Raw genomic sequence first — 22372 nt, 5'->3', positions numbered from 1 at the left:
GAGGGGTCCTCAGAACACCCCGCCGATGAAGCCGGTCTCGTCGACAAAGATGTCTTCCGCCGCCGGGCGCGAGGGCAGGCCGGGCATGGTCATCACGTCGCCGCACAGCGCCACCACGAAGCCGGCGCCGGCCGAGAGCCGCACGTCGCGCACCGGCAGCACGAAGCCTTCCGGCGCGCCGCGCTTGGCCGGATCGGCGGAGAAGCTGTACTGCGTCTTGGCCATGCAGATCGGCAGATCGCCATAGCCCTGCGCCTCGAACTCGGCAAGCTTGCGCAGCGCGGCGGGCTCAATCGCCACCGAACCGGCGCGGTAGATGCGGGTGGCGATGGTCTCGATCTTCTGCACCAGCGGCAGGGCGCTGTCATAGAGCGGGCGGAAGGCGGAGGGGGCCTCGGCGAGCGCCGCCACCTCCTCGGCGAGCCCCAGAGCCCCGGCCGAGCCTTCGGCCCAGTGCGAGCACAGATGCACCCTGGCACCCACCGCCGCGCAGGCGGCCTTGATGGCGTCGATCTCGGCCGGCGTGTCGCTGGTGAAGCGGTTGATCGCCACCACCGCCGGCAGGCCGAACGCCTTCATGTTCTCGATATGCCGCACGAGATTGGAGGTGCCGGCGGCAACCGCTGCGACATTCTCCGGCCCGAGGTCCTTCTGCGCCACGCCGCCATGCATCTTCAGCGCCCGCACCGTGGCGACGATGACGACGACGGAGGGCGCGAGCCCCGCCTGCCGGCACTTGATGTCCAGGAACTTCTCCGCGCCGAGATCGGCGCCGAAGCCGGCTTCCGTCACCACATAATCGGCAAGGCCGAGCGCGGTGCGCGTCGCCATCACCGAATTGCAGCCATGGGCGATATTGGCGAAGGGGCCGCCATGCACCACGGCCGGCGTCGCTTCCAGCGTCTGCACAAGGTTGGGCTGGAAGGCGTCGCGCAGCAGCGCGGTCATCGCCCCGGTCACCTTGAGCTGGCCGGCGGTGATCGGCTGGCGGGCGCGGTTCTGCGCCACCACCATGCGGCCAAGCCGCTCTTCCAGGTCTTCCAGCGAGCGGGCGAGGCAGAAGATCGCCATCACCTCGCTGGCGACGGTGATGTCGAAGCCGTCCTCGCGCGAGAAGCCGTTGCCCGGCCCGCCGAGACCGACGACGACGCTGCGCAGGGCGCGGTCGTTCAGGTCGACCACGCGCCGCCAGTTGATGCGGCGGGTGTCGATGTCGAGCGCGTTGCCCCAGTAGATGTGGTTGTCGATGGCCGCGGCGAGCAGGTTGTGCGCGGCGCTGATGGCGTGGAAATCGCCGGTGAAATGCAGGTTGATGTCCTGCATCGGCACGATCTGCGCATGGCCACCGCCGGTGGCGCCGCCCTTGGAACCGAAGACCGGGCCAAGGCTCGGCTCGCGCAGGGCGATGGCGACGTTCTTGCCGGCACGGGCCAGCGCGTCGCCGAGGCCGATCGTGGTCGTGGTCTTGCCCTCCCCCGCCGGGGTCGGGTTGATGGCGGTGACGAGGATCAGCTTGCCGTCGGCCTTCGCCTCGGCGGCGCGGGCGAAGCCGAGCGCGATCTTCGCCTTGTCATGGCCGTAGCGGTAGAGATCGGCGGCCGGCACGCCGAGCCGGGCGCCGATCTCCTCGATGGGTCGCGGCGTCACGGAGGCGGCGATCGCCGCGTCGCTGGTGGGGTCGATGGTGCGCGCCGCGGTATTCATGAAGGCTCCCGTTACACTTTGCGCCGGCCACGTGTCGCCGGTCGCCTTTCGCCGTCAGGCCGCGCGCATGCGCTCGGCCAGAATGGCGACCAACAGCATGCCGCCGAGCACCGAGAGATGCTCGACCGCGACATAGAATTCGAACTGCGCCATCGGCCCTTCCATGCGCCAGAAATGGTGCGCGATGGGGATGGTGAGCAGGGTGAAGATGCCGAGCGCGCCGGCCCCGAGCCAGGTGGCCCGGTTGAGCAGGATCAGCACGCCGCCGATGAGCTGGGTGAGGATGGTGCCCACCGCGAACAGCCACGGTGGGTTGAGCCCGAAATGGGCCATCTCGGCCTCGGCGCCGGCGAAATCGGTGACTTTGCTGATGGCGCTGCCGAGGAACATGAAGACAAGCAGGAGACGCGCGACGAAGGCCGTGAGCGGCGAAAGCAGGATGCCGGAGATGAGCGTGGGTGTCATCGGTAGGGACCCTTAAGCGGCACATTTTGCCGCACCCCGGCATAGCGCAAGGGAAGCCGGGAAGGGAAGCCGAAAGGCGAGGCGCACGCGCGCGCCCCGCCGACCGGCAAGCCTTCAGGACGGGCGGCCCGCCTTGTCGTCCGCGCCCTCGCCGTCCTCCTCGCCTTCCGCCTCGTCGTCCTCTGCCTCTTCCGCTTCCTGCGCGGCCTTGGCTTCGGCGATGAATTCGGCGGCGTATTTCTTGGCGTCGCGCACGCTGTCGCCCAGCTCGCGGGCATAGCGGTCGAGATCGAGACGCAGCCCGCCGACCGAGGGCTTCTCGGTCTCGGAAGCATAGGCGACCATGCGCAGCGACAGGCCGATATCCGAGGCCAGCACCGCCATGAAGCTATCGCTCAGATCGTGCTCGTCGGCATATTCCATCAGCATGTCGTACAGCGCCGCGCGGTGCTGGTCGAAGGCGGCATCATAGCCTTCATCGGTGTCGTTCTCGGGCTCGTCGTAGCTGTCGGCCATGTCTTGTCCTCACGCCACCCCGTCGCGGATCGGCGGCTGGAAGCTCAGCCCCATATCCCACGGGAAATAGATCCACGTATCCTGGCTCACCTCGGTGATGAAGGTGTCGATCAGCGGGCGCCCCAGCGGCTTGGCGTAGACGGTGGCGAAATGCGCTGAGGGCAACATCTCGCGCACCACCCGCGCCGTCTTGCCGGTATCGACGAGATCGTCGATCACCAGCAGCCCCCGGCCGCCCTCGCCCGCCGCCGCCGTCACCACATCGGCGATCGGCTTCAGCACCTGCATCTCACCCTGCTTGGTGTAGTCGTGATAGCTGGCGATGCACACGGTCTCGATCAGCCGCACGCCAAGCTCGCGCGCCACGATCGCCGCCGGCACCAGCCCGCCACGGGTGATGCAGACAATGCCCTCGAACGGCCCCGCGCCGGCCAGCCGCCAGGCGAGCGCACGCGCGTCGCGGTGGAACTGATCCCAGGACACCGGAAAGGCCTTGTTCTGGCGGTCGTCGGTCATCAGGAAAGGCCCCGGCAGCTCGGTTCGATAAGGCTCAACAGGCGTCTGCGGCGATCATTAGCGGCAGTGCCGCCCCTTCTCCAGTGCCGGAGGGTGGAAATTCCAGCCTTCGCACGGGAAAATCGGACCGGAAGGTTCACGCCCGGCGCGGCAGCGCCGCGACCATGGCCTCCACCTGCGCCACCGCCGCCGCCAGCTTCGCCGCATCGCGGCTGCGCAGCACGAGATTGGTGTTCGGGCGGCCATCCTCGCCCATGAAAGGATAGCTGCCGATGCTCACCTCGGGGTTGGCCTTGGCGATCTCGCCCAGCGGCCCGCCGACATCGCCCTCGCGCGCATCGGCCCGCACCGTTTGCGAGAGCATGCGCACCCCGGTCTTCAGCTTCGGCGCTACCTGGTCGAGCATGGCCTGCATGATGGTGGGCACGCCCGCCATGACGATGACATTGCCGATCCAGAAGCCGGGCGCCTTGGAGACCGGGTTCTCCACCAGCTCGGCGCCGTGCGGGATGCGCGCCATGCGCAGCCGGGCCTCGTTGAGGTCTTCCGGCTTGATATATTCCAGCAGCATGGCGCGGGCACGCGGATCGATATCGATGCCGACGCCGAACGCCTTGGCGACGCTGTCGGCGGTGATGTCGTCATGCGTCGGGCCGATGCCGCCGGTGGTGAACACATAGCTGTACCGCGCGCGCAGCGCGTTCACGGCGCCGACGATCTCCTCCTCGACATCCGGCACCACCCGCACCTCGCGCACATCGACGCCGACGGCGGTGAGATATTCGGCGATGTAGCCGATGTTGCGGTCCTTGGTGCGGCCCGAAAGGATCTCGTCGCCAATGACGAGAACCGCCGCCGTCACCTGCTCTGCCGAAGCCGTCATCCGATTCCCCTCCCTCACCGACGCCGCCGAAGCTGCCATCTGCCGCCCGTCGCCGCAATTCACCGCAGTTTTCGCCGCAACCGGCGGCACACTGCCTTCCGATTGGGCAATTGGTGCGCAAACTCGCAATTATCGCCGAGAGGCGCCCGCCTCCCCTTCCGCTGGCACGAGCTTTGTAGCTAACTTGGCGAAGTTGGGGAGTACATTTGCACCAATGAGCGTGGCCTTCGACGAAATGACCAACGCGGACGGTTCGATCCGGGCCGCCTACACCGCCCTCTCGCGCTGGTTGAGCGATGTCCCGCCCGATGTGCTGGACATGCGCCGCAAGGAGGCGGAGTTCATATTCCGCCGCATCGGCATCACCTTCGCCGTCTATGGCGACAGCGATGCGCAGGAACGGCTGATCCCCTTCGACATCATCCCGCGCATCCTGACCGGCACCGAATGGCGCCGGCTGTCGCGCGGGCTGGAGCAGCGCGTGAAGGCGCTGAACCTCTATCTCAAGGACATCTATTCCCGCCGCGAGATCCTGAAAGCCGGCGTGGTGCCGGAGGACCTCGTCTACCAGAACCCGGCCTTCCGCCCGGAGATGAACGGCCAGAAGGTGCCGCACGATCTCTATGTCCACATCGCCGGCATCGATGTGGTGCGGGTGGACGCGGAAACCTTCTACGTGCTGGAAGACAATGCCCGCACCCCCTCCGGCGTCTCCTACATGCTGGAGAACCGCGAGATCATGATGCGGCTGTTCCCGGAGCTGTTCGCGGACAACCGCGTGGCGCCGGTGGAGAACTACACCGACGAATTGCTGGCGACGCTGAAATCGCTGGCGCCGGCGAGTTCCAGCAGCGACCCGGCCGTGGTGGTGCTGACCCCCGGCATCTACAATTCCGCCTATTACGAGCACTCCTTCCTCGCCGACAAGCTGGGCGTGGAACTGGTGGAGGGCCGCGACCTCTTCGTGCGCAACGACGTTGTCTATATGCGCACCACCGAAGGCCCGCGCCGGGTCGACGTGATCTACCGCCGGCTGGACGACGACTTCCTCGACCCCCTCGCCTTCCGGCCCGACAGTGCGCTCGGCGTGCCGGGGCTGATGAGCGCCTATAATGCCGGCAATGTCACGCTGACCAATGCCGTCGGCACCGGCGTCGCCGATGACAAGGCGGTCTACAGCTACATGCCGGACATCATCCGCTTCTATCTCGGCGAGGAGCCGCTGCTGAAGAACGTGCCGACCTGGCGCTGCCGCGAGGCGGACCATCTGAAATATGTGCTCGATCATCTGAGCGAGCTGGTGGTGAAGGAAGTCCACGGCTCCGGCGGCTACGGCATGCTCATCGGCCCGCGCGCCGACAAGGCGCAGATCGAGCTGTTCCGCGCCAAGCTGAAGCAGGACCCGACCAATTTCATCGCCCAGCCGACGCTGGCTCTGTCGACCTGCCCGACCTTCGTCGAGGAAGGCATCGCGCCGCGCCATGTCGACCTGCGCCCCTTCGTGCTGACCGGCGCCGACAGGGTGCGCATCGTTCCGGGCGGTCTCACCCGCGTGGCGCTGGAGGCGGGCTCGCTGGTGGTCAATTCCAGCCAGGGCGGCGGGACCAAGGACACCTGGGTTTTGGAGGAGAGCTGAGCGGGCTGCGATCTGACCGTCATCCCGGACGGCCGAAGGCCGATCCGGGATCGTCCGTGGACTTAGGTGAGCGATCCCGGCTCTTCGCTGCGCTGCGGCCGGGATGACGCTGGGTGGGAGCGTGTAACAAATGCCGATTGAAACATGGCTGGCCTTCGTCGCCGCCTCGGCGGTCCTGCTGGTGATACCCGGACCGACCATCCTGCTTGTCGTCTCCTATGCTCTCGGCCAAGGGCGGAAGGTCGCCTTCCCCGTCGCGCTCGGCGTGGCGCTGGGCGACTTCACCGCCATGACGCTGTCCATGCTCGGCCTCGGCGCGCTGCTCGCCACTTCGGCGACGCTGTTCACCGTGCTGAAATGGATCGGCGCCTTCTATCTCATCTGGCTCGGCATCAAGCTCTGGCGGGCCGGCGGCACGGCGAGCTTCGGTGAGGCGCGCCCGGCAGGCTCCGCCTTCGGCATGATGGCGCATGCCTGGGTGGTCACGGCGCTGAACCCCAAGAGCATCACCTTCTTCGTGGCGTTCCTGCCGCAATTCCTCGATCCGGGCCGGGATTTCCTGACCCAGCTGGCGATCTTCGAGGCAACCTTCCTCACCCTCGCTGCCGCCAATGCCTTCGGCTATGCGCTGCTCGCCGGCCGCCTGCGCGGCGCGGTTCAGAACACGCGCCTGGTCGCCCTTTTCAACCGGGTCGGCGGTTCGCTGCTGATCGCGGCGGGCGTCGCCACGCTCGCCTGGCGCAACGCCAAATAGAACGCGGGTCCCATGCTTTCTCGTACTGCCGACAATCTCTACTGGCTGGCCCGCTACATGGAGCGGGCGGACTGCCTCGCCCGCATCCTCGACGTGACCCAGCGCCTCGCCCAGCTGCCGGCGGCCTATGGCGGCTCCACCAATGAGTGGCGCTCCGCCTTGCTCACCGCCGGCTGCGCCGAGCAATACAAGGCGGTGCATGGCGACGAGGTGACGGAACAGAACGTCATCAACTTCCTCGCCTTCGCGCCGGAAAACCCGTCCTCGATCCGCAACTGCTTCGAGATCGCCCGCACCAATGCGCGCTCGGTGCGTACCGCGCTGACCATGGAGATGTGGGAGACCATCAACTCCTCCTGGCTGGAGCTGAAGCGCTATTCCACCAAGAACATGACGCGCGAGGAGCTGGCGCGCTTCATGTCCTTCGTCAAGGAAACCTCGCTGCGCTTCGACGGCGCCGCCTACCGCACCATGCTGCGCAACGATGCGTTCTGGTTCTCGCGGGTGGGGATGTATGTCGAGCGCGCGGACAACACCGCCCGCATTCTCGACGTGAAATATCACGTGCTGCTGCCGGATTCCGAGCACATTGGCGGCCCGCTCGACTATTTCCAGTGGGCCTCGATCCTGCGCTCGGTGTCGGCGCTGACCTCGTTCCACTGGGTGTATCGCGAGAGCGTCAAGCCCTGGCTGGTGGCGGATCTGTTGATCCTCAACGCGCAGATGCCGCGCTCGCTCACCAGTTGCTACCAGAACATCACGCGCTATCTCGACGATATCGCCAATTACTACGGGCGGCAGGGCAGCTCGCAGCGGCTGGCACGCTCGACCCTGACACGGCTCGGCAACAGCCGCATGGAGGACATCTTCCAGACCGGACTGCACGAATACATCGACAGCTTCGTGACCGAGAACAACCGCCTCGGCTCCCTCGTCAACGAGCAGTACCTGCTCTGATCCGGCCTGCGTCATGCGTATCCATGTCAACCACGCGACCACCTATTCCTACGATCCGCCGGCAAATGGCGCGATCCAGACCCTGCGCCTGACGCCGCGCAACCATGACGGCCAATATGTCGTCGCCTGGCGCATCGACGTGTCCGAAGGCTGCCAGCTGCGCGCCCATCAGGACGCCTTCGGCAACCTCACTCACACTTTCGCGCTCGACGGCCCGATCAACGAGCTGCGCGTGCTGGTGGAGGGCGAGGTCGAGACGCAGGACACGGCCGGCGTCATCCGCGGCATCAGCGAGCGCTTTCCGCCCTCGCTGTTCCTGCGCAGCACCGACCTCACTCTGCCCGACACCGACCTCGCCGCCTTCGCCGAGAGCGCCGGCAAGGGCGAGGGCGACCGCATCGCCCGGCTGCACGCGCTGATGGAGGCGATATCAGCGGCGATGGAGTTCGACGCCGACCCGACCCATGCCTCCACCACGGCTGCCACCGCCTTCAAGCAGAAGCGCGGCGTGTGCCAGGATTTCGCCCATGTCTTCACCGCCTGCGCCCGCCATATCGGCGTGCCGGCGCGCTATGTCACCGGCTATCTCGTCGGTGACGGCGCCGTGGCCGAGCAGCGCGCCGGCCATCAGGCCGGGCACGCCTGGTCGGAAGCCTATGTGGAAGGGCTCGGCTGGGTCGGTTTCGACCCGGTGCTGAGCCAGTGCCCGACCGACGCCTATGTGCGTCTCGCGGTGGGGCTCGATTATCTCGGTGCCGCGCCCGTGCGCGGCAACCGCTATGGCGGCGGCGACGAGCATCTCACCGTCGCCCTCAAAGTGGACCAATCCAGCCGGCAGGTTCAGGGCTAGGCTGGGCTAAGTTCGCTCAAAGGACCATGGGAACATCGCCGCCGAGGTTGCCCGGCGGGAAAGCGGCCCGGTATAAGGGCGCGGGGCAGCGCCGTTTCAGCGCCGGCGCGGATGGGGGAAGTGCCTTTCATGACCTATTGTTGCGGCATTCTGGTGCGTGACGGCCTCGTCATGATCGCCGATACGAGGACCAATGCCGGCCTCGACAATGTCTCGACCTTCCGCAAGCTCCACGTGTTCGAGGAGCCCGGGCGGCATGTGCTGGCGCTGTCGACCGCCGGCAATCTCTCGATCTCGCAGGCGGTGATCAGCACGCTGCAGGAGGGGCTGGAGAACCCGGAAACGGGGGCGAAGGAAACGCTTTCCACCTGCACCAGCATGTTCCGCGCGACGCAACTGGTCGGCCGGGCGGTGCGCCATGTCTATGACCTCTACGGCGCGGCGCTGAAGGAAGCGGATCTGCGCTTCGACGTGTCCTTCCTGTTCGGCGGGCAGGTGAATGGCGGGCGGATGCGGCTGTTCATGATCTACGCCGCCGGCAATTTCATCGAATGCACCAGTGACACGCCCTTCCTGCAGATCGGCGAGCACAAATATGGCAAGCCGGTGCTGGACCGCTCCATCACCTATGAGACCGACCTCTACGACGCGCTGAAATCCGGCCTGATCTCCATGGATTCGACCATGCGCTCGAATCTCGGCGTCGGCATGCCGATCGACATTCTGGTAGCGCGGCGCGATGGCGCGCAGGCCGAGCTGAACTACCGCATCGAGCCGGGCGAGCCCTATTTCCACGATCTGCGCGAGCGCTGGTCGGCGGCGCTGCGGGCGGCCCATACGTCGATTCCCCGCCCGCCTTACGGTCGGTAGCCGGCCGCCATAGAAAAAGGGCGGCCCATCACAGTAGACGGCCGCCCATTTCACACTTCATTGCCCATTTCAGCGGGCAATGACGGCTCACCGTCAGGTGAGCAGCCAGATCAGCAGAATGATCGGAATCGGAATACCAATAAGCCACAAAAGAATCGGCATGATGTCGACCTCCGGTTTGCAAGATGTGCGGTTCGCCTTGACAACGCCGGAATTGCTATAGGGTTCCTAAACTCGCTTCGCGCCGGCCAACAATGGGGAGGACACCATGAACGCCACTCGCATCGCCCTCGTCACCGGCGCCGGCACCGGCATCGGCAAGGCCGCCGCGCTCGCCCTCAGTGAGGCCGGCTTCACCGTGGTGCTCGCCGGCCGCCGCGCCGCGCCGCTGGAGGCGGTGGCGGAGCTTATGGAGGGCCGGGGCCACCCCATCACCGCCGATGTCTCCGACCCGGCCTCGGTGGCGGCGCTGTTCGAGGCGGTGGCGGCGCGCTTCGGCCGGCTCGACGTGCTGTTCAACAATGCCGGCGGCTGGTCGCCCGCCACGCCGATCGAGGACGTGCCGCTTTCCGACTGGCAGCACGTGGTGAATGTGAACCTCACCGGCGTGTTCCTGTGCATCCAGCACGCCATGCGGCTGATGAAGGCGCAGGAGCCCAAGGGCGGGCGCATCATCAATAATGGCTCGATCTCGGCCCACGCCCCGCGCCCGCTGACCGGCCCCTATACCGCCACCAAGCACGCGGTGACCGGCCTGACCAAGCAGGTGGCGCTGGAAGGGCGCGCCCACAACATCGCCTGCGGCCAGATCGACATCGGCAATGCCGACACCGACATGGCGGTGAAAATGAAGACCGGCATCCTGCAGCCCAATGGCCAGATCATGGTCGAGCCGACCTTCGACCCCATCCATGCCGGCCGCGCCGTGGCGCATATGGCCAGCCTGCCGCTCGACGCCAATATCCTTACCATGACCATCATGGCCAGCAGCGCTCCCTTTGTCGGGCGCGGCTGAGGCGCGCTAGGGCGCGCTCTACGGTGGCGGTGGCGGCGGGGGTGCCCAGTTCGCCCGTGCCGTCGCCAGAGCAGGGCGATGATCCGGCGGCAACGCGCTCTGCAGCGTGGCGAAGGCGGCCGGGTCGTTCAGCCAGTCGAGCGGGCCGTGCCCGCCCATGAAGCCGAGATCCACCGTGGGATGATCCAGCGCCACATGCGCCGGCGCGAAGAACTGTTCGAGCGCGAAGGCCAAATTGCGCGGCCGATAGGCCTTCCCCTTGGCATTTTTGCCCACTGTCAGCCTCTCCAGCGCCGACAGATGCACATATTCCCCCAACGGCTTGGCATGCGGAGGCAGTGCGGCCAGGGTGTAGCCGGTGTCCGGCGGTCGCTGCTGGGCGATCACCCGGAGCGACGGCTTCCAATTGCTGCGCATCGACCGCAAGCCATGGCGGGATTCATGGATCGCCACCGGCGCAGAGCCCGACGGGGCCGTCCGGTGGCCGGGCCGAAAGGTGAGCGAGGCCTGCCCGGCATTGGCATTGAGCTGGTCGATACGGGTGAGCATCCAGTCCAGCGTCACCGCGCCGACGCCGCCCTCGCCATAGCCGCCGCCGATGTCGGAATGGACGCCGGGAAACCAGACCTGTTCGACGGTGGTGTAGTTGGCGTGCTGCGGCACCTGCCAGAGCGAGGGCGGGAAGAAGCGCCGCATCTCGTCGATCGCCAGCGCATGCAGGGAATGATCGATGATCGACGACAGTGTCGTATCGTGAAACTGGTACTGGCGGCGACGGCCCGTAAGCCAGTCGGCAGCGTCAAGCGGGATGCCCAGCGCCCCCACCGTGTCGAAAACACCGAGCACCCGGATGCGGAGTTCGCGGTGGCAAAGCTCAGCAAGCCGAAGACCGTCTTTGGGATAGCGATCCTTGGTGTCGGTGCGGTAATGCAGCCAGGTCGCCTCCTCATTCTCACGCGTGCAGTTGTCCCGCAGCAGAAGACCGGCAGCGCCGATATAGCCGGCGAGGCTGCGCGCGGTGAAGGCACCGCGCGAAAAGCCGAAGATATAGATTTCGTCGCCGCGCTCGTAGAACTGGGCGAGAAAGCGATAGGCTTGGCGGACATTGACATCGAGCCCCCGCCCCATACCGCCGCCGACATATTTATCGAGCCCGCCAAGCGTGCCGACGCCCTCGTCATAATAGATGCGCTGCTCGACCCCTTCGGTCACTCCCGGCTGCAGCATGTCCCGCAACCGGACGATATTGGTGATCTCCTCGCTATCGGCCGTGTTCCAGGTGCCGTCGAGGCAGAGGATGAGCCGCCGGCGGGTCGTCGCCGGGGCCGGTTTCGCTTGGCTGGCAGGCTCGGTTGACATTCCCCATCTCCTCCACATCGACGTGCGGTCAGGACATAGGGCCATCTTAAGTTGTGCACGGTACAATGCAACCAGGTACGTCACTCTGCGCGCGCAACGCGCAGAAGCTCAGAACACCGCCAGCGCGCCCTGGAACAGCAGCCAGCTGAGCAGGCCCATCACGCCGAAGCTGACCAGCGTCGCCACCACGCCGGCGAGAATGAAGACGCCGTCGCGCTCGACGAGGCCGAGGCCGAGAATCACCACGGCGATGCCGGGCGGCAGGTTGCCGAAGATCGGGATCGGCAGCAGCAGAAGCAGGCCGAGCACCACCACAAGCCCGCCGAGCACGAAGCGCGCCGAGGGCGAGGAGAAATAGGGCAGGCGCGGGCGCGAATAGCTCTCGAAGCGGCGGATCAGCTTCAGCGAGCCATTGACGATCTTCTCCAGCAGCGCGCGGGAAATGGTGCGGTTGGCGAGCCAGCGCGGCAGCCACAGCTCGTCGCGCCCCAGCAGCATCTGCCCGCCGACAAGGCAGAGCAGAATGCCGCACAGCACCGGCAGGCCGGGCGGCATGGGCAGGCAGTTCGGCAGGCCGAGCAGCAGGATGGACAGGCCGAAGGCGCGGTTGCGCAGCGCGTGCACGATCTCGCCCACGCCGATGCGCTCCGCCGAATGGGCGGTGACGATCGCCGAGAGCAATTCCGACGTGCGGGGAGAACGATGATCCACCAGCGTGACCAGCTGCCTGACTTTCCTCGGGCGCCGGACCGGCCCCCTCTTCCGCGCTCATAGCACGTCGCGCGCGGCAAGAAGAGGGCAGGCACGCTCAAAAGAAAGGCAAGCGTCCAGCCTCAGTTCAGCCGGAACTCGCTGTCCACCCGCCGCAGCTCCGCCGGCCCGATGAGCCGCGCATGCGCCACCCGCACGGAATGCAGCGGCCCTTCCAGCTCGCGCGCCCAGAAATCCAGGAAGCGCTTCAGCTCGGGGAAATGCGGGCAGAGGTCGTAATGCTGCCAGAGAAAGCTCTGTAGAATGCCGGGATGGTCGGGCATGCGGTAGAGGATATGAGCGGTGGTGAGGCCGTAGCCTTCCAGCTGACGGCGGAAATCCGCCGAGACGCGCCCCCCTGCCCCCTCCGCCGCCTTGGTCGAGACAACACCACGCGACGAACCTTCATGATCGGTCATGCGGAACCTCCTTTCGTGACGAGAGGGAAGTGTGCCGCCGGCACGACGGCGCGGCAAGGTTAAAAATAGCAATAAACGTTCAAAATCAAAGCACTAGCAGCATATACGACGGAGTGCTGACAGCGCCTGCCGGCTCGCGTTGGCACTCTCTTCCCGAGACTGCCAATTTTTTGCCGCCCGCACCTTGCGCCCCCTTGCCCTGGCGCCTAGATGTCGCACGGCACCGCGCGATACCCCATGCCGTCCGGGCTGGCGGGCGCGGTGGCAGGATCAAACGATCGTTCACGATTGGAGAGAGCCGATGAAGTTCCGTCCCCTGCATGACCGCGTGGTGGTCAAGCGTATCGAAGCGGAAGAGAAGACCGCGGGCGGCATCATCATTCCCGATACGGCCAAGGAAAAGCCCTCGCAGGGCGAAGTCGTCGCTGCCGGCCCCGGGGCCCGCGACGAGGCCGGCAAGCTGGTCCCCCTCGATGTGAAGGCGGGCGACCGCGTGCTGTTCGGCAAGTGGTCGGGCACCGAGGTCAAGATCGACGGCGTCGACTACCTCATCATGAAGGAGTCCGACATCCTTGGCGTGCTCGAAGGCGTCGCCGCCTCCAAGAAGGCCGCCTGAGCCAGCCTCTTCCCGCTGCTCGCAACGCATCACCGGAGTAAAACATCATGTCCGCCAAAGAAGTTAAGTTCGCTGGCGACGCGCGCGAGAAGATGCTGCGCGGCGTCGACATTCTCGCCAACGCCGTCAAGGTCACGCTCGGTCCCAAGGGCCGCAACGTCGTGATCGAGAAGAGCTTCGGCGCTCCCCGCATCACCAAGGACGGCGTCACCGTCGCCAAGGAGATCGAGCTCGAGGACAAGTTCGAGAACATGGGCGCGCAGATGGTGCGCGAAGTGGCCTCGAAGTCCAACGACCTCGCCGGCGACGGCACCACCACCGCCACCGTGCTCGCCCAGGCCATTGTCCGCGAAGGCGCCAAGTCGGTCGCCGCCGGCATGAACCCGATGGACCTCAAGCGCGGCATCGACCTCGCGGTCGAGGCCATCGTCGCCGACCTCAAGAAGAACGCCCGCAAGGTGACCTCGAACGCCGAGATCGCCCAGGTCGGCACCATCTCCGCCAATGGCGACTCCGAGATCGGCAAGTACCTCGCCGAGGCGATGGAGAAGGTCGGCAATGAGGGCGTGATCACCGTCGAGGAAGCCAAGACCGCCGAGACCGAGCTCGACGTGGTCGAAGGCATGCAGTTCGACCGTGGCTATCTCTCCCCCTACTTCATCACCAATGCCGAGAAGATGCGGGTCGAGTTCGAGGACCCCTACATCCTCATCCACGAGAAGAAGCTCTCGGGCCTGCAGGAGCTGCTCCCGGTGCTCGAAGCCGTGGTGCAGACCTCCAAGCCGCTGCTGATCATCGCCGAGGACATCGAGGGCGAGGCGCTCGCCACCCTCGTGGTCAACAAGCTGCGCGGCGGCCTGAAGGTCGCGGCGGTGAAGGCTCCCGGCTTCGGTGATCGCCGCAAGGCCATGCTGCAGGATATTGCCATCCTCACCGGCGGCACCGCCATCTCCGACGATCTCGGCATCAAGCTCGACACCGTGACGCTCGCCATGCTCGGCCGCGCCAAGAAGGTCGTGCTCGAGAAGGAGAACACCACGATCGTCGACGGCGCCGGCGCCAAGAAGGACATCGAGGACCGCGTGTCGCAGATCAAGGCGCAGATCGAGGAAACCACCTCGGACTACGACCGCGAGAAGCTGCAGGAGCGCCTCGCCAAGCTCGCGGGTGGCGTCGCGGTGATCCGCGTCGGCGGCGCGACCGAAGTCGAAGTGAAGGAAAAGAAGGACCGCGTTGACGACGCGCTGCACGCGACCCGCGCGGCCGTGGAAGAAGGCGTGCTGCCGGGCGGCGGCGTGGCCCTGCTGCGTGCCATGAAGGCGCTGGACGGTGTCGTCACCGCCAATGCCGATCAGAAGACCGGCGTCGACATCGTCCGCAAGGCGGTGCAGTACCCGGCGCGCCAGATCGCCAGCAATGCCGGCGAAGACGGCTCGCTGATCGTCGGCCGTATTCTGGAGAAGAACGACTACGCCTTCGGCTTCAACGCCCAGACCGGCGAATATGTCGACATGTACAAGGCCGGCGTTATCGACCCGGCCAAGGTGCTGCGCTCGGCGATCCAGAACGCGGCCTCGGTGGCCTCGCTGCTGATCACCACCGAAGCGATGATCGCCGACATTCCGAAGAAGGGCGGCGCGGCCCCCGCCATGCCCGGCGGCGGCATGGGCGGCATGGGCGGTATGGATTTCTGAGGAAATCCATACGCCCCTGCTTTTCGCTGAGTGCCTGAGCCGGGCAAGCCCGGCTCAGGTGGCGGTATGGACTTCTGAGGAAGTCCCTCCGCCCCTGCGGTTGGTTGAGTGCCGAAGCCGGCACTGCGAGAGAAAGACGGAAGGGCGCGGCGCAAGCCGCGCCCTTTTTTGTCAGCCGAAGACCTGGAAGGGCCATTCTTGGCCGAGAATGGTATCAAACAACCAGAAGTGTCGTATTTCCGACACACCACCCGGAACAACGCGCGGGGTATCCACCCACGACCGAACCTATTGCCGGCAATGTCATTATCCCGGCAGTTCGTTCACCCTGGAGAACCCCATGAACCGCTCGCTGCTTCTCGGCGCGGCCGCCCTGCTGGCCACCGGCACCGCCAGCTTCGCCGCCGACCTTCCCTACCCCGTCAAGGCCCAGCCGGTGCAAGTGTTCGTGCCGGCCTTCTCCTGGACCGGTTTCTATCTCGGCGGCAATGCCGGCTATGCCTGGGGCGATTCCAAGGCGACGGATGTCCTGTTCTTCGACAGCACCGGCGGCGTCTACACGCCGGGCGGCCTCTATCCCGGCAGCGACGTGAACTATGGCAACATGGACGGCTGGGTTGCCGGCGGGCAGATCGGCTACAACTACCAGTTCACCAATAATGTGGTCGTCGGCCTCGAGGCCGATTTCCAGTGGACCGGCGCCGAGGACAGCCGCTCCTTCTACGCCACGACGGGCGGCCCCTACTTCCAAACCAGCGCCGAGCTGGAATGGTTCGGCACCGTGCGCGCCCGCCTCGGCTACGCCTTCGACCGCCTGCTGGTCTACGGCACCGGCGGCTTCGCCTATGGCAAGGTCAGCAGCTCGACCACGGTGATGGGGCTCGACGGCGCTGGCGCGCCGGACATCACCACCGCCGCCACCGGCTCGCATGACAATGTGAACACTGGCTGGACGCTGGGTGCCGGTCTCGAATACGCCATCACCGATAACTGGATCCTGCGCGGCGAATATCTCTATGTCGACCTCGGGGACACCAACGTGACCAGCTATCTCGCCGGCGCCCCGGGCAGCTATGTCAGCGCCAAGGCGGACCTGACCAGCAACATCGTCCGCGCCGCGATCAGCTACAAGTTCTGATCCACCCGGCCGATTGTCCGATGAATGAAAAAGCCCGGCGCGAGCCGGGCTTTTTTGCATCTGGGGCGAGGATTTGGGGGCCGGCGCCACCGGGCGCCGTGCCGTCTCAGAACCGGCTGGACGCCCAGCGCACCAGCTCGACGAACACCTGGTCGGAGGCCTGATCGAGCGCCGCCGTGGCGTCCGGCCCGCTGGTGGAGGCTGCGGGCGCGCGGGCGGTGAACACCTGCGCGGCGACGATGCGGCCCGAACTGGCGCCGACGATCTTCACCGACACCTCGACCACCGCCACCGGCCCGCCCTCATAGGTGCGGATGCCGAAGGCACGCAGATCCGACAGCAGCGTGTAGTCGGCGTTCAGACCCTCGCCGGCCCGGCCGACGGAGCGGGCGCGGTTGCCGTTCTCGAAGGATTCGATCAGCCGCGCCTGGAACAGCGCCGGCAGCCGGTCGCTCCACTGCGCCTGGTCGAGATAGGTGATCTGACCGGGCTGCGGCTCGACCACGATCCGCTCGGTGTCGAGCACCGCCAGCGCGGTGGGCGGGCCGACCACGAGCAGGCCCGTGCCACGACGCGGGGCGTTGAAATCGGCGGGGGCGCTGAGATCGAAGGTCGGCACCGCCTTGTCGCCGCCGGACAGCAGCGTGCCGCAGCCGCCGAGCGACAGCGCCAGCATCAGCAGGCCGACAGCGCCGACAACCCGGCCCGGCCGCGTCCCGTGCCCGGCGGAACGGGCGTCCCTTTCGTCAACACTCACGCGAACGCCCCTGCCCCCGTCGCCGGCTTCCCGAATTCCCATCATATGGCGCCCCATCGCCTAGCGCCCATTGTAGCTGGGTACGTTCGACCCGCCAAAGATGAACTGGCGCGGATTGCGCTCGAAATTCCGGAACACACGCTCGATCTCGCCCAGCGTGCGCCGTCCGTCCACCGCCAGCGCCTCGTATTGCCGCAGGCCCGGCCCGGTGAACTTGTTGAGATTGGCGGAAAGCTCGGCGGTGCGGGTGTCGAGATTGGCGGCGAGCTTGCGCACTTCGGCGGCCGCGCCGGAAATCTCGTTGAACATGCCCTTGCCTTCCTCGCTCGTGGTCATCGCGTTCACATTGTCGAGGATGCCGTTGACCTTATCGGCCATGGTGCCGAGCTGGGCGGTGAAGGCGCTGATATCGTTCACCGTATTACCGAGCTTCTCCGGGTCGACGGAAACCACCAGCTTGTCGAGATTCTCGGCCAGCGAGGAGATGCGCTTCGCCGCGCCGCCCATTTCCTTCAGGAAGGTGTCGATGTTGCCGGAGTTCTCGCCGAGGGCGGCGGTGAACTTGTCGACATTGTCGATCACCGAGGAAATCTTGGCATCGTTGGCCTTGACGAGGTCGTCGACCCGGATGGCGATGTCGTTGACCCGGCCGAGCACCTCGCGCGCCGTGCGCACCAGGTCCTGCACCGCCGAGGTGTCGGCGTCGATCATCGGCAGCTGGCCTTCCGGCGGCGCGGGCAACGGCGTCGCCTGGGTGGAGCCGCCGACGAGGCCGACCGAGGCGAGGCCGGTGAGCAATTGCGAATCCAGCGTGGCGCGGGTGTCAGACTTGATCGGCGTGTCCGGCTGCACCGCGATGCGGGCGATCACCTTGCGCGGGTCCTTGGCGTCGAGCCGCAGCCCGGTCACCTCGCCGACGGGAATGCCGTTGAAGGTCACGGCCGAGCCGGTCTGCAGCCCGCTTACCACGCCGCTGAACACCACGTCATAGGAGGTACGCGGCCCACGGCTGGCCGAGCCGGTGAACCACCAGACAAAGGCGAACCCCGCCGCGACGACAGCCAGGGTGAACAGCCCGATGATCGTGTAATTGGCGCGTGTCTCCATGGTCTCCTCAGCGCGCCCCCTCAGAACCGAAGCCGGCGGCGCGCGCCCGCTTTCCGTGGAAATAAGCCGAAACCCAAGGGTGCTTCGACGCCAGCATGGTGTCGATCGGCCCCACCGCCACGACCTTGCCATCGGCGAGAGCCGCGATGCGGTCGCAGACCGTGTGCAGGCTGTCGAGATCGTGGGTTACCATGAATACGGTCAGCCCCAAAGTCTGCTGCAACGTGGCGATCAGTTCGTCGAACTCGCCGGCGCCGATAGGGTCGAGACCCGAGGTCGGCTCGTCGAGGAACAGGATTTCCGGGTCGAGCGCCAGCGCCCGCGCCAGCGCGGCGCGCTTGATCATGCCGCCGGAAAGCTCGGAAGGTGCCTTTTCCGCCGCGTCGGCGGTCAGGCCGACCATTTCCAGCTTGGCGATGGTGAGTTCGTCCATCAGCCCCTGCGACAAATCGAGATATTCGCGCATCGGAAACTGGATGTTCTGCCGCACGCTCAGCGAGGAGAACAGCGCCCCCTGCTGGAACAGCACGCCCCAGCGCTGTTCGAGCGCGCGGCGACCCTCGAAGGTCAGGCCGTCGAGATCCTGCCCGAACACTGCCACCGTGCCGGCGCGCTTCGGCACCAGCCCCAGAATGGTGCGGGTGAGCACCGACTTGCCGCCGCCGGACGCGCCGACGAAGCCGAGAATCTCGCCGCGCATCACGTCGAGCGACAGCCCCTTGAGAATGGTGCGCTCGCCGAAGCCGACCACGAGGTCGCGGACATGGATGATCGGTTCGCCCGGTGCCACCTCGGGAACCGCGCCATTGGAAGGCTGGGTTGCGCTGTCCGCCTGCATCGCCCCCCTCACATGTCGATCGCGGCGAAGAACATGGCGAACAGCCCGTCCACCACGATCACCAGGAAGATGGCCTTCACCACAGAGGCCGTGGTGTGGGCGCCGAGCGACTCGGCGCTGCCGCCCACCCGCATGCCTTCCATGCAGGCGATGAGGCCGATGATCGCTGCCATGAACGGCGCCTTGATCATGCCGACCTCGAAGGTGTTCAGCGCGATGGCTTCCTGCAGCCGGGCGATGAAGATCGCCGGCGAAATGCCGCCATAGAGCCAGACCACCAGCCCGCCGCCGAAGAGCGCGCACATATTGCCGATGAAGGTAAGCAGCGGCACGGCGATGATGAGCGCGATCAGTCGAGGCAGCACCAGCACCTCGTTGGGATCGAAACCCATCACCCGCAGCGCGTCGACTTCCTCGCGCATGCGCATGGAGCCGAGCTCGGCGGTGAAGGCGCTGCCGGAACGGCCGGCGACCATGATCGAGACGATCAGCACGCCGAGTTCACGCAGGGTGAGAATGCCCACCATGTCGACGACATAGGTGGTGGCGCCGAATTTGCGGAAATGGAAAATGCCCTGCTGGGCGATGATGCAGCCGATGAGGAAGGTGATCAGCGCGACGATCGGCACCGCGCGCAGCCCCGTCCGCTCCAGATGATAGATCATCGAGGTGAAGCGGAAGCTGAGCGGGCGCAGCAGCACGCGCAGCAGCGCGGCCACCACGGAGCCGATGAAGGACAGCAGCGCCAGCCCATCCTCGGCGGTCGACGCCATGGTCTTGCCGATGAGCTGGATGCCGCCGAGAATCGGGTTCACCTGCCGCCGGCGCGGCGGACGGGCGTGGCTGCCCTTGATGATGTCGTCGAGCAGCGGGCGGAAGCGGCGTTCCAGACCGACGATCTGGAACCGGATGTTCGCCTTGTCGAGCGCCTGCAGCAACCGGTCGAGCACCACGGCGCCGAGCGTGTCAAGGCTGCGCACGCCGGAAAGGTCGATGCGCGCGGTTTCGCTGGCACCGGAAGCGACCTCGGCGAGGGCGGCATCGACGGAGCCTTCCAGCGCACGGCCCTGCCCGGCCACCCAGCGGCCATTGCCCACGAACACGAGTTCGCGGCCATTGCGGGCGGTGGCCAGAAGCGGCGCTTCAGCAGCTCCCAAGATGACCCTCCCTGCGGACACGACCACGCCACGGCCGCGACGCCGACACCAGAACTCGCTCCGCGTTTCTAGCGGGGGGTGCCGCAGCCGTCGAGAGAGCCGGCGGCGATTCGCGATTAGGGACGGCGGCGAAGTGACTTAATCCCCGCAGGTGTGCTTTCACGGCGACGCCCGGCGGCGCACGCGGGGCCTTATCATGGGCGGTGCGATTCTCCCTCCGGACGGCTTCCGCCATGACCGAGCTTCTCATCACCGCCGAGCGTTTTCCCATACGTGGCACCTTCACCATCGCCCGCGGCTCCAAGACCGAGGCCGCCGTCGTCACGGTCGAGCTGCGCGACGGTGCGCATGTGGGGCGGGGCGAATGCGTGCCCTATGCCCGTTATGGTGGGAGCGTGGAGGGCGTGATCGCGCACCTCGCCGCGCTGGAAAAGCTGGTCGCGGAGGGGCTGCGGCGCGAGGACCTGATGAGCGTTCTCCCGCCCGGTGCGGCGCGCAACGCCATCGACTGCGCCATGTGGGACCTCGACGCCAAGCGGGCGCGGATGCGCGCCTTCGAGATGGCCGGCCTGCCGGCGCCGCAGCCGGTGGTCACCGCCTATACGCTCAGCCTCGACACGCCGGAAGCGATGGCGCAGGCGGCGCGCGCGGCGATTGAGGAGGCGGGGCACGAACTGCTCAAGCTCAAGCTCGGTGCCGAGGGCGATGTCGCCCGCCTCAACGCCATCCGCGCGGCGGTGCCGCAGGCGCGGCTGATCGTCGATGCCAATGAGGGCTGGACCGGCGAAAGCCTGGAGGCCCATCTCGTCGCCTGCGCGAAGGTGGGGGTCGAACTGGTGGAACAGCCCCTGCCCGCCGCCGACGATGCCCGTCTTGCCGCCATCGCCCGTCCGGTGCCGGTCTGCGCCGATGAGAGCGCACACGGGCTGGAGAGCCTCGACGCGCTCGTCGGGCGCTATGATGCGCTCAACATCAAGCTGGACAAGACCGGCGGGCTGACCGAGGCGCTGCTGCTCGCCCGCGCCGCGCAGGCGGCCGGGCTCGACATCATGGTCGGCTGCATGGTCGGCACCTCGCTCGCCATGGCGCCGGCGCTGCTGCTGGCGCCGCTGGCGCGGTTTGTCGATCTCGACGGCCCGCTGCTGCTGGCGGCCGACCGCACCCCGGCGCTGCGCTATGAGGGCAGCTTGGTCTACCCGCCCGAACCCGCGCTCTGGGGCTGACGCAGCCGGCCGGCGAGGAGCGCAAGCCCCGTTCCCGCCAGCGCCAGCCCGGCGGAGGCGAAGAACGCGCCGGGGCCGAAAGCCTGCCACAGCGGGCCGGCGGCGAGCGTCGCCCCGGCCATGGCGATCGCCGTTGCCCAGGCCGCGAGCGCCTGCACGCTCGCCCCGCGCCCGGGCGGGGCATGGCGGGCGACGAGTTCCACCGCGCCGAGATAGGTGCAGCCGAAGGTGAAGGCGTGCAGCGGCTGCAACAGGAGGAGGAGCAGCAGCGGCGGGTCCATCGCCATGACGGCAAAGCGCAGCACCCCGGCCAGCCCGCCGATCAGCAGCAGCTTTTCCGGACCCAGCCGCCGCGTCGCCCGCGTGCCGTAATGAAACAGCACCACCTCCGCCAGCACGCCGAGCGACCAGAGCAGGCCGATGAGCGTGCTGGAGAGTCCCTTGCCCTGCCACATCAACGAGGCGAAGGCGTAGAGCACGGCGTGCGAACCCTGCACCAGCGCCGCCGCCGCCATGCCGACGAACAGCACCGGCGCGAGGCCGGCGAGGGCTAAGCCGCTCGGCCGCGCCGTCTCATTCGGCGCCGGGCGCACCTCGCGCAGGGTTGCCGCCGCCAGCGCCGCCGCGACGCTGGCGCCGGCGATGAGCCAGATCACCGTATCGGGCGGGACCGCGACGAGAAACGCGCCGCCGAGCAGGCCGCCGGCGAGCAGGTTGCCGCCGATGAACGCCGCCGAGCCCCACAGCCGCACCCGGCCATAATCGATCAGCCCTTCCCGGCGGCGCGCCACCGCATAGGCGTCGAGCACCGGCAGGCTCGGTTGCCAGAACACGGCGGCGAGGCCGAGCCCGATGAGGATGAAGGTCGGGCTGGGGGCGAAAGCGATGCCGGCGAAGCACAGGGCGGTGGCGGCGGCATAGACGATGAGCGTGGCGCGCGGGCGCCCGCTGCGGTCCGCCAGCAGGCCGCCGAGCGGCATGGTGACGAGCCGCACCACCTGCGGCACGGCGAGCGCCAGCGCGATCATCGCCGCGTCGAAGCCCCGCCCCTCCAGCCAGACGGGGAAGAATGGCATAAACACGCCGATGCCGAAGAACAGCCCGGCATAGACGGCGGCGATGGCGTGGCGGGGGGCGATGAGGGGCAC

At 67.1% G+C, this 22372-nt stretch carries 23 protein-coding genes; 10 read left to right on the top strand and 13 right to left on the bottom strand.

Going from position 1 to position 22372, the window contains the following annotated elements:
• Positions 1-9 precede the first annotated feature (9 nt).
• From ACP2AH_RS19450 to ACP2AH_RS19430, 5 genes are all read right to left on the bottom strand, one after another.
• Positions 10-1704 (bottom strand): formate--tetrahydrofolate ligase, encoded by a 1695-nt coding sequence (locus ACP2AH_RS19450; RefSeq protein ID WP_425107315.1) that lies wholly within the window; start codon positions 1702-1704, stop codon positions 10-12.
• Between the two features lie 54 nt (positions 1705-1758).
• A complete protein-coding gene (locus ACP2AH_RS19445; protein ID WP_425107314.1) occupies positions 1759-2169 on the bottom strand; it encodes a DoxX family protein in 411 nt (136 codons plus the stop codon).
• A gap of 114 nt (positions 2170-2283) precedes the next feature.
• Entirely contained in the window at positions 2284-2685 is a 402-nt protein-coding gene (locus ACP2AH_RS19440; RefSeq protein ID WP_425107313.1) for a hypothetical protein, read from the bottom strand.
• A 9-nt stretch (positions 2686-2694) separates the two neighbouring features.
• Positions 2695-3201 (bottom strand): xanthine phosphoribosyltransferase, encoded by a 507-nt coding sequence (gene gpt, locus ACP2AH_RS19435; protein ID WP_307018344.1) that lies wholly within the window; start codon positions 3199-3201, stop codon positions 2695-2697.
• A gap of 136 nt (positions 3202-3337) precedes the next feature.
• The gene (locus ACP2AH_RS19430; RefSeq protein ID WP_425107312.1) at positions 3338-4084 is read right to left on the bottom strand and encodes a competence/damage-inducible protein A; all 747 of its coding nucleotides are present in this window, start codon (positions 4082-4084) and stop codon (positions 3338-3340) included.
• Positions 4085-4298: 214 nt separating this feature from the next.
• Here ACP2AH_RS19430 and ACP2AH_RS19425 point away from each other — a divergent pair, with 214 nt between their 5' ends.
• The 6 genes from ACP2AH_RS19425 to ACP2AH_RS19400 all read left to right on the top strand — a co-directional run bounded on the left by ACP2AH_RS19425 (position 4299) and on the right by ACP2AH_RS19400 (position 10166).
• Positions 4299-5720 carry a circularly permuted type 2 ATP-grasp protein gene (locus ACP2AH_RS19425; RefSeq protein ID WP_425107311.1) on the top strand — a complete coding sequence of 474 codons (1422 nt, stop codon included), beginning with the start codon at positions 4299-4301 and terminating at the stop codon, positions 5718-5720.
• A 130-nt stretch (positions 5721-5850) separates the two neighbouring features.
• The gene (locus ACP2AH_RS19420) at positions 5851-6474 is read left to right on the top strand and encodes a LysE family translocator (RefSeq protein WP_244376202.1); all 624 of its coding nucleotides are present in this window, start codon (positions 5851-5853) and stop codon (positions 6472-6474) included.
• Between the two features lie 12 nt (positions 6475-6486).
• Positions 6487-7431, top strand: coding sequence for an alpha-E domain-containing protein (locus tag ACP2AH_RS19415; protein WP_244376200.1), 945 nt, complete (start codon positions 6487-6489; stop codon positions 7429-7431).
• Between the two features lie 13 nt (positions 7432-7444).
• Entirely contained in the window at positions 7445-8281 is an 837-nt protein-coding gene (locus ACP2AH_RS19410; RefSeq protein ID WP_425107310.1) for a transglutaminase family protein, read from the top strand.
• Positions 8282-8410: 129 nt separating this feature from the next.
• Positions 8411-9151, top strand: a complete 741-nt coding sequence (locus ACP2AH_RS19405) for a peptidase (RefSeq protein WP_425107309.1) — start codon at positions 8411-8413, stop codon at positions 9149-9151.
• A 268-nt stretch (positions 9152-9419) separates the two neighbouring features.
• The gene (locus ACP2AH_RS19400; RefSeq protein ID WP_425107308.1) at positions 9420-10166 is read left to right on the top strand and encodes an SDR family oxidoreductase; all 747 of its coding nucleotides are present in this window, start codon (positions 9420-9422) and stop codon (positions 10164-10166) included.
• An 18-nt stretch (positions 10167-10184) separates the two neighbouring features.
• Here ACP2AH_RS19400 and ACP2AH_RS19395 read toward each other — a convergent pair whose 3' ends face one another.
• The 3 genes from ACP2AH_RS19395 to ACP2AH_RS19385 all read right to left on the bottom strand — a co-directional run bounded on the left by ACP2AH_RS19395 (position 10185) and on the right by ACP2AH_RS19385 (position 12694).
• The gene (locus tag ACP2AH_RS19395) at positions 10185-11525 is read right to left on the bottom strand and encodes a DUF2235 domain-containing protein (RefSeq protein WP_425107307.1); all 1341 of its coding nucleotides are present in this window, start codon (positions 11523-11525) and stop codon (positions 10185-10187) included.
• Positions 11526-11633: 108 nt separating this feature from the next.
• Positions 11634-12236 (bottom strand): exopolysaccharide biosynthesis protein, encoded by a 603-nt coding sequence (locus tag ACP2AH_RS19390; RefSeq protein ID WP_244376190.1) that lies wholly within the window; start codon positions 12234-12236, stop codon positions 11634-11636.
• Positions 12237-12358: 122 nt separating this feature from the next.
• A complete protein-coding gene (locus ACP2AH_RS19385; RefSeq protein ID WP_425107306.1) occupies positions 12359-12694 on the bottom strand; it encodes an usg protein in 336 nt (111 codons plus the stop codon).
• Positions 12695-12995: 301 nt separating this feature from the next.
• On the opposite strand from ACP2AH_RS19385, the gene groES reads away from it, so the two are divergent.
• The 3 genes from groES (at position 12996) to ACP2AH_RS19370 (ending at position 16142) form a co-directional block, all read left to right on the top strand.
• Complete coding sequence (groES, locus tag ACP2AH_RS19380; protein ID WP_244376186.1) at positions 12996-13310, top strand: co-chaperone GroES; 315 nt, start codon at positions 12996-12998, stop codon at positions 13308-13310.
• 47 nt (positions 13311-13357) lie between these two features.
• Entirely contained in the window at positions 13358-15004 is a 1647-nt protein-coding gene (groL, locus tag ACP2AH_RS19375; protein WP_425107305.1) for a chaperonin GroEL, read from the top strand.
• A gap of 340 nt (positions 15005-15344) precedes the next feature.
• Complete coding sequence (locus ACP2AH_RS19370; protein ID WP_425107304.1) at positions 15345-16142, top strand: outer membrane protein; 798 nt, start codon at positions 15345-15347, stop codon at positions 16140-16142.
• A gap of 106 nt (positions 16143-16248) precedes the next feature.
• Here the strand turns inward: ACP2AH_RS19370 and ACP2AH_RS19365 are convergent, their stop codons facing one another.
• The 4 genes from ACP2AH_RS19365 to ACP2AH_RS19350 are packed head-to-tail and all read right to left on the bottom strand — an operon-like array spanning position 16249 to position 20001.
• Positions 16249-16899 carry an ABC-type transport auxiliary lipoprotein family protein gene (locus tag ACP2AH_RS19365; protein ID WP_425107303.1) on the bottom strand — a complete coding sequence of 217 codons (651 nt, stop codon included), beginning with the start codon at positions 16897-16899 and terminating at the stop codon, positions 16249-16251.
• Positions 16900-16959: 60 nt separating this feature from the next.
• On the bottom strand, positions 16960-18006 hold the full coding sequence (locus tag ACP2AH_RS19360) for an MlaD family protein (RefSeq protein WP_425107302.1): 1047 nt from the start codon (positions 18004-18006) through the stop codon (positions 16960-16962).
• Between the two features lie 7 nt (positions 18007-18013).
• A complete protein-coding gene (locus ACP2AH_RS19355) occupies positions 18014-18844 on the bottom strand; it encodes an ABC transporter ATP-binding protein (protein WP_425107301.1) in 831 nt (276 codons plus the stop codon).
• An 8-nt stretch (positions 18845-18852) separates the two neighbouring features.
• Positions 18853-20001 (bottom strand): ABC transporter permease, encoded by a 1149-nt coding sequence (locus tag ACP2AH_RS19350; RefSeq protein WP_425107300.1) that lies wholly within the window; start codon positions 19999-20001, stop codon positions 18853-18855.
• A gap of 233 nt (positions 20002-20234) precedes the next feature.
• On the opposite strand from ACP2AH_RS19350, the gene dgcA reads away from it, so the two are divergent.
• Positions 20235-21224: an N-acetyl-D-Glu racemase DgcA gene (gene dgcA, locus ACP2AH_RS19345; protein WP_425107299.1), complete on the top strand. Its 990-nt coding sequence runs from the start codon at positions 20235-20237 to the stop codon at positions 21222-21224.
• Here the strand turns inward: dgcA and ACP2AH_RS19340 are convergent.
• The gene (locus tag ACP2AH_RS19340) at positions 21194-22372 is read right to left on the bottom strand and encodes an MFS transporter (protein ID WP_425107298.1); all 1179 of its coding nucleotides are present in this window, start codon (positions 22370-22372) and stop codon (positions 21194-21196) included. The genes dgcA and ACP2AH_RS19340 overlap by 31 nt on opposite strands.

This window comes from Ancylobacter sp. (assembly GCF_965249975.1).
Classification (GTDB): domain Bacteria; phylum Pseudomonadota; class Alphaproteobacteria; order Rhizobiales; family Xanthobacteraceae; genus Ancylobacter.
Note: the sequence above shows the minus strand (reverse complement) of the source record. Positions and strands in the feature narration are given on the sequence as shown.